At 42.0% G+C, this 12609-nt stretch carries 10 protein-coding genes and 1 pseudogene; 9 read left to right on the top strand and 2 right to left on the bottom strand.

The genetic code is table 11. The features are described 5' to 3' along the window. Positions 1-627, top strand: a pseudogene (locus F6K57_RS29945) (hypothetical protein); the annotation flags it as partial. Between the two features lie 198 nt (positions 628-825). Next, entirely contained in the window at positions 826-1329 is a 504-nt protein-coding gene (locus tag F6K57_RS29940; protein ID WP_293071860.1) for a DNA-binding protein, read from the top strand. Positions 1330-1369: 40 nt separating this feature from the next. On the opposite strand, the gene F6K57_RS29935 is transcribed toward F6K57_RS29940, so the two are convergent. Continuing rightward, entirely contained in the window at positions 1370-1837 is a 468-nt protein-coding gene (locus F6K57_RS29935; protein WP_293071859.1) for a hypothetical protein, read from the bottom strand. A gap of 296 nt (positions 1838-2133) precedes the next feature. Here F6K57_RS29935 and F6K57_RS29930 point away from each other — a divergent pair, with 296 nt between their 5' ends. From F6K57_RS29930 to F6K57_RS29900, 7 genes are all read left to right on the top strand, one after another. Beyond that, positions 2134-2313 carry a hypothetical protein gene (locus tag F6K57_RS29930; protein WP_293071858.1) on the top strand — a complete coding sequence of 60 codons (180 nt, stop codon included), beginning with the start codon at positions 2134-2136 and terminating at the stop codon, positions 2311-2313. A 294-nt stretch (positions 2314-2607) separates the two neighbouring features. Continuing rightward, positions 2608-2841 (top strand): hypothetical protein, encoded by a 234-nt coding sequence (locus F6K57_RS29925; RefSeq protein ID WP_293023141.1) that lies wholly within the window; start codon positions 2608-2610, stop codon positions 2839-2841. Between the two features lie 583 nt (positions 2842-3424). Further along, positions 3425-5518, top strand: a complete 2094-nt coding sequence (locus tag F6K57_RS29920; RefSeq protein WP_293071857.1) for a tetratricopeptide repeat protein — start codon at positions 3425-3427, stop codon at positions 5516-5518. Between the two features lie 2 nt (positions 5519-5520). After that, positions 5521-6780: an ATP-binding protein gene (locus F6K57_RS29915; RefSeq protein WP_293071856.1), complete on the top strand. Its 1260-nt coding sequence runs from the start codon at positions 5521-5523 to the stop codon at positions 6778-6780. Between the two features lie 152 nt (positions 6781-6932). Continuing rightward, positions 6933-8264: a tetratricopeptide repeat protein gene (locus F6K57_RS29910; protein WP_293071855.1), complete on the top strand. Its 1332-nt coding sequence runs from the start codon at positions 6933-6935 to the stop codon at positions 8262-8264. A 27-nt stretch (positions 8265-8291) separates the two neighbouring features. Then, entirely contained in the window at positions 8292-9992 is a 1701-nt protein-coding gene (locus F6K57_RS29905; protein WP_293071854.1) for a TaqI-like C-terminal specificity domain-containing protein, read from the top strand. A gap of 64 nt (positions 9993-10056) precedes the next feature. Then, positions 10057-11373, top strand: coding sequence for a D-arabinono-1,4-lactone oxidase (locus F6K57_RS29900; protein WP_293071853.1), 1317 nt, complete (start codon positions 10057-10059; stop codon positions 11371-11373). 119 nt (positions 11374-11492) lie between these two features. On the opposite strand, the gene F6K57_RS29895 is transcribed toward F6K57_RS29900, so the two are convergent. Beyond that, positions 11493-12116, bottom strand: coding sequence for an IS607 family transposase (locus tag F6K57_RS29895; RefSeq protein ID WP_293071861.1), 624 nt, complete (start codon positions 12114-12116; stop codon positions 11493-11495). Positions 12117-12609 lie beyond the last annotated feature (493 nt).

Here is a 12609-nt window from a genome sequence, read left to right as displayed (position 1 = left end):
AACCTTCAACCAGCTAACCTTCAACCAGCTAACCTTCAACCAGCTAACCTTCAACCAGCTAACCTTCAACCAGCTAACCTTCAACCAGCTAACCTTCAACCAGCTAACCTTCAACCAGCTAACCTTCGACTATTCCTCAAAACCCCCAGTGGCTTGTGTGTAGAACTCTGGCAGTCCTTTCCGGCCTATGAATTGTTATCACAATGTTGTCTTTGCTTAACCACAGTGGGAGCTAATACCGCTGAGTTGGGGTCTTTGGCGGTACCCATGATTGTGCTGTTGCCGACGCAACAGTTAGATGCGATGCGGGCTTGGGATGGCTTACCCGGTCTATTGGTCAAGTTACCAGGAGTAGGCTCTAGCCTAGCGAAAGTGATTAACTGGTTGGTGCTAGGGCAAAAGCGTCTGTTTGCATGGCCGAATATTTGGGCAAAAAGAGAAATTGTGCCAGAATTGGTAGGGAAGCTTGAGCCGCTTGAGGTTGCTCAACTTGCCCTAGACTATCTGGAGCATCCAGAGAAGTTGTCCGAAATGCGATCGCATCTAAAGAGTGTTCGGGGAAAACCAGGAGCTGCCCAAACCTTAGCTCAACTGGTTAAACAAGAACTTCAGAAAGACGTTATGTAAGGTACCTAAATCAATTCCGAAAATTTTAGTTCCCTACTCCCTACTCCCTACTCCCTACTCCCGACTCCCGATTCCCGATTCCCTACTCCCTACTCCCTACTCCCCTACTCCCTACTCCCTACTCCCCTACTCCCTACTTGAGCTTGACTTTCCCAGTTAGATGGGATTACAATACTATTCCGCAATAGTATTTTAGTTATGGTTGTCGGTACAACACAAGCTGCATCTCTGCTGGGTATATCGTCTCAGCGACTGCGGATGCTATTAAGTAAAGATCGCATCAAAGGAGCCAAAAAAGTTGGTCGGTTTTGGCAGATTCCATTATATGATGGTGTGCCAGTGGTAACCGAAGGTCGTAGGGGACCAAAAGGTACATGGAATCAGGACAAACATCTCGAAGCTACCTATATCCACGTTAATGAGCAAGCCTTAAAAAGCAATCACAAGAACCAGACATCTTTGCCAGTGTTTACTGTTAAACGGGGTGAGCGGACTCATTGCTGTCATGAGGTAGAAATCGCAGGAGCCTGCCGACTGGTTTATCGACCCAATCAAGCTGAGTCTATTAGTGATTCGGTGTGGCTCCAAGTTGAGCCTAACGTTCCAGTGACTACTAAAGTGTTTACTGGTAGTGAGAACCTCGACGATAAATTAGAAGAGTCTCAAGATAGCCTTGACGCAACAGTTCACGAAGTTAGCTAAATTAAGAGCTATTTCTCAATAACTCTTGCTACCTATACCTTTAAGCTAAAGATTGCATTAAAAACCAAGCGCCAAGATTCAACAAACCTGTAATCAAACCACCAAGAATCACTCCTTTAATCAATTCCCATCTTCCCAGCAATCTTAGCACAATTAATGCTGGGATAACATAGACTAACTGAGCGATACCAATCATAGACAATATAAAAAAATAAAACAGACCATCATAACCCGTAGATTGTTGAGCAATCCTCCAACAAATAAGAGCGATTACTAGATTGATAAAAATAACGACTAAACTGCCGATTACAAGAGGATTTTTATGATTACTGCTTCGCATATCACATGAATAGTAGGGAATCGGGAATCGGGAATCGGGAATCGGGAATCGGAAACAGGGAGCAGGGAACAGCGATGCAGCGCGGTCTTGGGGGTTTCCCCCATGAGCGACTGCATCAAGACGGGAGCAGGGAACAGTGAGTATAATAACTATGATAAACGCTATCATTATTGTTAATAAAAATATCCCTATCTCCCCATCTCCCTGCTTGCTATTCCCTATTCCCTAAAACCCAAGGACGAAAGAAAGTAGCTGACCCCAATTGAGACTTGCTCTATTGACTGAAGTTCCCCCAAAGTTTGTTGATACCAGTCATCCACCAGAACAAAAATGGTCGTCATCAACGTCGGAAAGTCTATACTGTTCATAGGAGGTTCCCGGGTGCTAAGTGACATTTCAATCTTCGAGCCTCCTTTCTCTTTTGTCTAATTCACATTAGGCGTTATTTTATCTGGGAAATCATCATGGCAGAGCTTGTTTGGGAAAAACTAAACTGCAAGAACCAACCCATCGGAGGATTGGGTGTATGGCGAACAAAAGTTCCTGGAGGTTGGTTAGTTGCTATTCGCTCCACTAATGGCAGCGGTTCTGGGGTAACGTTCTATCCTGATCCAACTCATCAGTGGGATGGTGGAAATCCTTAACATTTGTTCTGCTAAGTAAAGTGGGCAGAGCCAGATATACCTGTAGGGTGGGCAGTGGTTTTTCAAGGAATAGTAATAGTTGAAAATCCGATAGAGCACTGCCCACCCCAGATATACCTGTAGGGTGGGCAGTGCTTTAAAGGATTACCATCGGATTTTATTGGTCTCGTCCACTGCCCACCCTACGATTAATATTCGTCAATTGGTAATAAAAAAAAATTCCTAAACCCCTTGACAGATAGTTAATAAATTAATAACTTAATAAAAGTAAACGTTTTAAACCAATAACGATTCATGAGTACAAACTTTCCTTCAAACCCTGATGAAAATCAAAACCCTGAAAACCAAGGTCGCAAACCTAAAAAAGTCAAGCACATCTTGGTCGGTTCTCCTGAACAAGTTCGGAAAACAATTATTGCCATCTATTCTCTTAAATACGCTTATCCAGAGGAATGGAGCACTCCCGAACCTACCGGAAATCCTGGTGAGGTTATGGTGACTTTGATTCGAAATTTTTACCTAGACTAGGATAGTAATTTGCCAGGGCCACGCCCTGGCGACCAGGAATGAAGAATGAAGAATGTAGAATTAAGAATGAAGAATGAAGAATGAAGAATGAAAGTTTTTTTTGGGGAGGGGTATAAATCAGCATGAAGCATGAGTTAGTATGTTTTTGCTTTCCAGCAGTTGCTGACTAACTCGGGAATAATGTACAATTAATCAGTCAGGAGTTATTTGGTTTACGTGCAGCTTAGCTGTCCTTGTTGATGTTTACACACTATAATTCGGTCAAGTATCAAATTTTATCTGAGCTTGACCGAATTTTTTTTATTGTTAAATAAGGGAGCAGGGAGTAGGGAGTAGGGAGTAGGGAAGAATAAATAAAATTTAGATGTAACTCACGGTTACTATAAAACGCTATACTTATAGAAGTTATTATAGAGTTTATCGCAGTTATGAGGTACGCTTTTCAACCTCAAAGTCTCCCTTATTAAGGGGGATTTAGGGTGATCAATTTGTACATTATGGGATATAGAATTGCTAGAATTGGTAACTTTACATAAATTGTGGATTTTCTGGAGTAGCGAATAGGGAGTAGGGGTAAGTAAAAATGGACGAACAAAGAAGACAAGCATACCTCAACCTGATCCAGCAACTGCTAACTTGTCCCAGCGGTGAAGACGATCAAATTCTTGAGAGTAACCGCGAGTTACTGGATGCAGAGTTATTGCAGGTAATGGAACAAGAAGCAGAAAAACTAGCAGCCGATGGCGACCAAAACGCTGCTGACTTTTTAGGTAGTCTCAGGAGTCAGCTTTTAGAGATAATTTCAGAATCCTCTACCTTAGTTAATGCTTCATCCCAAGACTATCTGGAATTCTTAGAGAAAGTCTTGCAAGCAACTGCCGACAGCAATGGCGATCCCAAAGTTGTCTACCCACTCCTGGAAGCCAATCTAGACAAACTCGATGATAACTTTATCGATATCTTAAAAACCTGGGCAAGTGCTAAATTATCAGAATTGGAACCAGAAACAGCAGAAGGCATTGCTATAGTTATTGGTAACTTCAGCATCCTGTTCAGCGATTTTCCACTCGGTAATAGAGCCACTCAAATGGAAATTGCTATTGCTGGTTACGAAACGATACTAACAGTTTTTACCAATGAGAGTAACCCGAAAATTTGGGCAAGCACTCAAAATAACCTCGGCATTGCCTACATTTACAGAATCCGTGGAGATAAAGCTGATAATTTCGAACGTGCTATTGCTGCATACCAACAAGCTTTGTCGGTTTATACCAGAGAAGCCTTCCCCTATGATTGGGCAAGGATTCAAAATAACCTGGGCAGTGCCTACCGTGACAGAATCCGTGGAGATAAAGCTGATAATCTCGAAGTTGCTATTGCTGCATACCAACAAGCTTTGTCGGTTTATACCAGAGAAGCCTTCCCCATTGATTGGGCAACAACTCAAAATAACCTGGGAAATGCCTACAGTAACAGAATCGGTGGAGATAAAGCTGATAATTTCGAACGTGCTATTGCTGCATACCAACAAGCTTTGTCGGTTTATACCAGAGAAGCCTTCCCCTATGATTGGGCAAGGATTCAAAATAACCTGGGCAGTGCCTACCGTGACAGAATCCGTGGAGATAAAGCTGATAATTTAGAACTCGCCATAGAAGCATACCAACTAGCTTTATCCGTTTATACTAAACTAGACTTCCCTGAAAAGTGGGCAAACACTCACTATAACCTGGGCAATGCCTACAGTGACAGAATCAATGGAGACAAAGCTGATAATTTAGAACTCGCCATAGAAGCATACCAACTAGCTTTATCCGTTTATACTAAACTAGACTTCCCTGAAAAGTGGGCAAACACTCAAAATAACCTGGGCATAGCCTACAGTGACAGAATCAATGGAGATAAAGCTGATAATCTTGAACTCGCCATAGAAGCATACCAACTAGCTTTATCCGTTTATACTAAACTAGACTTCCCTGAAAAGTGGGCAAACACTCACTATAACCTGGGCATAGCCTACAGTGACAGAATCAATGGAGATAAAGCTGATAATCTTGAACTCGCCATAGAAGCATACCAACTAGCTTTGTCTGTTTATACCAAACAAGACTTGCCTGAAATTTGGGCAATTGCTCAAAATAACCTGGGCGATACCTACAGTAAGAGAATACTAGGAAATAGTGCAGAGAATCTGGAAAAAGCGATCGCATCCTATCAAAATGCTTCAGAGTTCTACATCCGTGAAGCGTTTCCCGAATATTGGGCAGACGTTCAACGTAATATTGGTAAACTGCTGGTTCAGCAAGGAAGCTGGTATGATGGATTATCCCGCTTAGAGCAAAGCCTCCCGATCTATAGTCACACCGAAAACCTAGAAGCCCTTGCCGATTCAGTATACCACATTGCCCGCACCCATCATTTAATCATGAACCTAGACAAAGCCCGGATGAATTACCGGGACGCTCTCCGCATCTACAATCATCTCAATAATCAACCAGGAATCGCTATCTGCAAAACGGGATTAGGCATGCTGATGATTTCCATTGGATTTATCGACGATGCTAGACAAGAACTAACCCAAGCTTATGAAATTTGTCATACAATTAAGGATAAGCAAGGAATTGATAATATTCAACAACTGCTCCAAGTAATTAACAAAATAAAAACCAAGCCATAGCCATGAGTGAAGCCGATAAACTTTGGGATGAAAACAACGAAATTTTGACTAGCTGGAATCTTGAAGAAATTCCTTTTTCTGAAAGTGCTTCTAGCTTGAGGTCAAACCTAGATAAAGTTTTTACAGGTCGCACCCAGGAGTTAAAGCAGATATTTAATTTGTTGCGGGGTCGCGAACGGAAGCGGATATTAGTCTACGGTTCCGTTGGTATTGGTAAAACAGCATTTATTTTAGAAGTATTGAGCGTCTTACAACGAAAAAGTAAAGATACTCTCGCTACCTATATTAGTCTACCCTTTGAAACTGATTTAGCAACCGCTGCTTTGATTGCCCTAGCCCGACATATGCCAGAGGATGAGTGGGCGCAACAACTGTTAAACAACATGGGATTGATGAGTGAATCGACTCGCAAAACCAAGACCAAGTTTGATGCCAAATTCGCCGGGTTTGGGGGAAGTATTGAAGCGGAAGCTAAACCGGTTAATGCCCCAAAGTTTCCCACTCTCACCTTTCAAGACTTATTGGAAAGAGCCCTAGAAACCTATAGTCGTGTGGTGATTGCTATTGATGACTTAGATAAACAAGACCCAGCTAAGGTGCGTCAACTATTGCACGATGCTCAAGGCATGCTCAAAGGTGATGCTTGGTTTATTTTGACTGGGCATCCTTCCGGGTTGACTCGGGATTTGTTGATCTCTGAACGAGGGTTATTTGATTTAGCATTAGAGATTACAGCATTAGACCAATCCACCACGTATCAAATGTTAATTAACTATCTCGCTAGCGCCCGGATTAACAAAACCAACAAAGACGAAACTAATCCTGATGCGGTTCATCCCTTCACTCTAGAAACTGCTAGAAATCTGTGCGCACATTCCCAGGGGATACCCCGTTGGTTTAATCGCATTGCTAATTATGTATTACTGAAAGCAGCGGATTTACAAGCAGAAAAGATTACACCAGACGTCTTTCAGCAAGGTTTAGAGTATGTCAGTCAGAAACTGCGCGGTCAGTCAGAATTAACTCCTGAAGATTACTATGTGCTTGACTTAGTTTTAGAAAAAGGGGTGCTATCCGATGAAAACATAACCATGGATGACCTCAAGCGTCTTAAAACTCAACAGTTCAGTCAAGTTTTACCGATTTTAGATAAATTAATCCAATTTGATTTAGTGCGTCGTTTACCTACGGATAAAGCAGCGGAATATCAAGGGAATCCCATACTTTTGCCTCCGTCAGAGCAGTCAGATGAAGAAGAATGAAGAATTAAGAATTAAGAATTAAGAATGAAGAATTTATAATTAAGAGGGAATAGGGAGGTAAGCTGATAGCTGTTCGCGTAGCGTGCGCGTAGCGCATTGGCTCATGGCTGTTCGCGTAGCGTGCGCGTAGCGCATTAGCTGAATAACTAAAAATGAACCAACAAAGAAGACAACAATACCTCAAATTGCTCCACCAGCTCCTAACTTGTCCCAAGGGTAAAGAAATCAAAATTATTAATAGCAACCGCGAGTTAGTGGATGCAGATTTATTGCAGGTAATGGCACAATCAGCCGAATATCTGACAGCAAAGGGTCAGCAAAATGCTGCTGACTTTTTACTGCGGATCAGGAGTAAGCTTTTAAAGGGTCTGGAAATTTCAGAAACCCTTACTTCAGCTAAGGCTTCATCGGAAGAGTATCAGCAATTTTTAGACGAGGTATTGCTAGCAACTAACAACAGCAAAGGTGACGGCGAAGTTGTCTACCAACTTCTGGAAGAAAACTTAGATAAACTCGATCATAATTTTATCAATATCCTGGAAACCTGGGCAAGTGCTAAACTCTCAGAAGCGGAACCAGAAATAGCCAAAGATATCGCTAATACTATCTGGGAATTCAGCACTCTGATCAGCGATTTTCCACTGGGTAATCCAGCCAACAACAGGGAAATCGCTATTGCCGGTTACCAAACGATGCTAACGTTTTTTACTAATCATAGTAACCCAGAAATTTGGGCAGCTATTCAAAACAACCTGGGCAATGCCTACTGTGACAGAATCCGTGGCAATCGGGCTAATAATCTCGAAAAAGCCATAGATGCATACCAAATAGCCTTGGAGGTTTATACCAAATCAGACTTCCCCGAAGATTGGGCAAGTACTCAAAACAACCTGGGCATAGCTTACTGTGAAAGAATCCGTGGAGACCGGGCTGATAATCTCGAAATTGCTATTAAAGCATTCCAACTAGCCTTGGAAATTCGCACTAAACTAGACTTGCCCATTGATTGGGCAATGACTCACTATAACCTGGGCAATGCCTACTGTGAAAGAATCCGTGGAGACCGGGCTGATAATCTCGAAATTGCCATAGAAGCATACCAATTAGCATTAGAAGTTCGCACCAAACCAGATTTCCCCATTGATTGGGCAAGTACTCACAACAATCTGGGCATCGCCTATAGTGACAGAATCCGTGGAGACCGGGCTGATAATCTCGAAAAAGCCATTGCCCAATACCAACTAGCCTTGGAGGTTTATACCAAACCAGACTTCCCCGAAGAGTGGGCAAGGACCCTATATAACCTGGGTAATGCTTACAGCAACAGAATAGTAGGAGAGACTACAGAGAATTTGGAAAATGCGATCGCATGCTATGAACATGCCTCAGAAATCTTTACCCGTGACGACTTTCCTGAAGATTGGGAAAACCTTCAACGTCATATTGCTAGACTACTGATTCAGCTAAGAAATGCTATAGATTAAAATACCAGAAGTCATGGTTCGGTCACAATGGAACAGCAACTAAGCTTGCCATTATTTGATTTTTCCTCTGCTGTCGGAAGCTTTGCAGCAAAGAGTAGTGAAGAACGAGGAGCAATTTTTACCCGACGTGAGGTTGTAGAGTTCATTCTTGACCTGACAGGTTATACCGTAGATCGCCCTTTGCCAGACTATCGGATACTTGAACCCTCGATTGGTGATGGTGACTTTCTTGTTCCGATTGTAGAGCGACTGTTAACTGCTTATGCTGCTCATGATTCTAATCAAATCAGACTAGTTGATAGTCTCCACAATTCTATTCGTGCAGTTGAGATCAATCCTCAAAGCTTTGAAAATACCAGAATTAAACTTTTAAGGTTGCTCCAGTACCATGGAATTAATAAAGATGACGCCTATCAATTGCTAACAGCCTGGCTGATTCAAGGGGACTTCCTACTTGTAGATTTACCAGGCTCATTTACTCATGCAGTTGGCAATCCGCCTTATGTTCGGCAAGAGCTGATTCCGGATATTCTCTTGGCCGAGTATCGAGCCAGATATAACACTATATATGATCGAGCAGATTTATATGTCCCTTTTATTGAACGGGCCCTATGTAGTCTGGAACCTGGAGGAGTTTTAGGTTTTATTTGTGCCAATCAATGGCTAAAGAATAAATACGGTAAGCTACTACGAGCAATGGTTTCTGATCATTATCATCTTGCTTACTATATTGATATGGTCGATACTCAAGCGTTTCGCACTGAAGTTAGTGCTTATCCTGGGATTACAGTCATCAAGTGCCAAAAGTCCGAAGTTGTTCGAGTTGCTCATCGACCATTAGTTGAATACAACACACTTAAGAAACTAGCACAAAATTTTTGTGCTGACTCTATTTGTCCGGAAAGTGGTATCATCGAGCTTACGGGTGTAACAAATGGTTCAAAACCATGGATTCTAGATTCTGTTGAAGAACTTATGGTAGTTCGTCGCCTGGAAGAAGACTTTCCTAGTTTAGAAGAGGTTGGTTGTAAGGTAGGCATTGGTGTAGCAACCGGAGCAGATAAAGTTTACATTAGACCCTTTGAAAAACTGGAGGTTGAACCCGATCGAAAATTGCCTTTAGTGAAGACACAAGATATTAAAACTGGTATTATCAAGTGGGGTGGCCTTGGTGTTGTAAACCCATTTCACGACAATGGTTCTTTAGTTGAACTTGAAAATTATCCCAAGCTGGCAAGTTACCTTGCCCAACATTCCGATAGAATTTTGAAACGGAACTGTGCCAAGAAAAATCCCAAAAATTGGTACAGAACAATTGATAGAATTTATCCTAGCCTGACCACTTACCCTAAACTGCTAATTCCTGATATTAAATCCAAGGCACATATCGTCTATGAAGATGGAAAATTTTACCCTCATCATAACCTTTATTTCATTACTTCACAAGAGTGGGACTTAAAGGCACTTCAAACAGTTCTCAAATCAGGTATAGCTAAACTATTTGTATCTATTTACTCAACTCAGCTCAGGGGAGGCTATCTTCGCTTTCAAGCACAATACTTGCGGCGAATCAGACTTCCTCAGTGGCAAAGTATTTCAGAGAATCTTCAAAGAATGCTAATAGAAGCAGCAAACACAAGAGATATTAACCTTGGAAACTATGCAGTGTCTGAAATTTATGGATTGACACCAAAGGAGCGAGCTGTGATTAGAGATAACGAGATCTAAATAAGCAATGAGTATTCTATGCTAAAATATAGAATAACCATTACAATATTTTTAATAAATTAATATGTCAGTTACTTGGTCAAATTGGAGGGGTAATGTTTCTTGCAACCCCAAAAGTATTGTCGAGCCGTCTTCTAACGAAGATCTCAAGAAAGTTCTTGCCATGGCTCGAACCGAAAGGATGAAAGTTAAGGTGGTTGGTTCGGGGCACTCATGGTCAGAAGCTGCATGCACCGATGGTGTTCTTGTATCATTAAAGCGACTAAACCGAGTAATCGAGCTAGACCGAGAACGGGGCACCGTTACTGTTGAGCCAGGAATAACACTAAACAGCTTGAATCAATACCTCGACCAACACGGCATGGCCTTGGAAAACCTGGGAGCAATCACCAAGCAGACTATTTCTGGGGCAATAGCAATGGCTACCCATGGAACAGGAGACAAAAACGGCTCACTGGCCAGTGCAGTGGTCGAGCTGGAGCTAATGAAAGCATCCGGGGAAGTTGTCCGCTACCAACAAGATAATCCAACATTTTATGGAGTATGTGTCAACTTAGGTGCCCTTGGTATTATTACTAGATTAACCCTTCGTTGTGTCCCGACATTCTTCTTGCGAGATATTCAACAACCTATGTTGACCGACCTGATAAGAAAAGAAATAGACACACTAGTCAAAGAAAACGATCATTTCCAATTCTTTGAATTTCCCCACACCTCACGCTCCTATTCCTTTAGGTTTAATAAAATGGATGAGCCGGTTGAACCAATGCCATTCTGGAGACAATTCCTAGACGACCTATCTAGAACTATATCTAGATCCGGCAGTGGAATCGGTGACTGGATTACCAGGAGTTTTCCTGCTCTAATTCCTCTCATCTTTAGAGTAGCTTTTATGACTAATCTACGGGGATTAAACCGTTGGGATAAGAGCTTTAATATCCTCGCCTTTGAGAATATTAATTTCACATATTCCGAGTTAGAGTATGCCATACCAAGGTCAGCTGCAATCAAAGCTCTGGAGCAAATTCACCAGATGATAGAAAACCAGGGATTTAGGATAAACCTACCCATATCAGTTCGATTTGCTAGTTCTGAAGAGCATTGGTTAAGCCCACTGTATCAAAGAGAATCGGTATATATTAGCCTTAACTTATCAGGGTCAGATTTTAAGGTGATTGAAAACTATCACCGGGAAGCCGAAAAGATATTATTAGAGTATGGTGGCCGTCCCAACTGGGGCAAGCACTTTTATTCCAATCGGGAATATCTGCGCTCACAATACCCACGTTGGGATGACTTCGCTCTGCTTGTGAAAGAATTTGATCCTGATCGACTTTTTTCTAACCCCTTCCTCGACCGCCTCTTCCCTTTTGATGTATGATTGGCTCAAATCGGTTGGGAGTTGGTTTCATATCATGTCAGGATAATTACCCTTAATAAAAACCTCCCCCATCTCCCCATCTCCCCATCTCCCCATCCTGCCCTCTATCCACCTACTCCTTACTCTAATTCCCTTACCACTTGAGTCATTCCATCAAGTAATTTTTGATTTTTTTTGCTCCTAGCGCCATAGAGACGGGCAGAAAAGACTGTGATCAATTCCATCATGTCTTGGGTTAATTCGTCATCAAAGCTGACTCCCTCTGGGGATTTATTAATGATCACGACTTCTGTGCCAAACTCTTCACAAATGGTAAAGATTAATTCTGATCCAAATCTCAGCAATCTATCCTTGTGAGTAATCACTAACCGTTCAACATCCCCTGTCATAATTTTTTTGAGTAATTTATTCAATCCTTTTTTGTGATAATTTAAACCACCCCCAAAATCAGAAATAGTCTCGTATTGCCAACCATTAGCAGCGCTAAAATTTTCTAATAATTGAATTTGACTCCTCAGGTCTTTTTGTCGCTCATCACTGGAAACTCTGGCATAGTTGATTGTCAATCTGTGGGTCAATGGCTGAGGATTTCTTGGTGTTATATGTTTGATATCTTTAAGATAAAATCGTCGTTGTCCAGTAGGTGAACGTTGATATCTGATTTTGCCCGCATCAGCCCACCGTCTTAGGGTTTTGGTAGAGACTCCTAGCTGTTTAGCTGCCTCCCCAATGCTTAATGTCATCTCAGAATGACTTTCCATATCAATGCTAGATCTCATGACTCCACTCTCTAGTATTACTCATTTTGTAAGTAATGTCCAAGGGTGTCTATTTTTTATAGAGAAGCAAGCTAGCAACAGGCAACAGGCAACAGGCATGCTAGCAAGAGGCAAGAGGCAACAGGCAACAGGCATGCTAGCAATAGGCATGCTAGCAAGAGTAGCCAATATATTATTCTATAATAGAATTTTAGGATAATTACCCTTCATCAAAAATCTCCCCATCTCCCCATCTCCCCATCTCCCCATCTCCCCATCTCCCCCTCTCCCCATCTCCCGACCCTAATCCCTTAGCCTTAACTGAAACTGATCGAATTTAATCACATCTGAATTAGGCGATCGCGTATCAAAGCGATAGCTAGTTACTATACCGGTGCCAGTATCCAAGATACTAAACACAGTCACATCATTACTGGCGATATAAGGCAAGGGCTGGTTATTCTCTCCTAACAATGGC

This window comes from Moorena sp. SIO4A5 (assembly GCF_010672005.1).
GTDB lineage: Bacteria > Cyanobacteriota > Cyanobacteriia > Cyanobacteriales > Coleofasciculaceae > Moorena.
The sequence above is the reverse complement of the archived record's forward strand: the minus strand, read 5'-3'. Positions and strand labels throughout refer to the sequence as shown.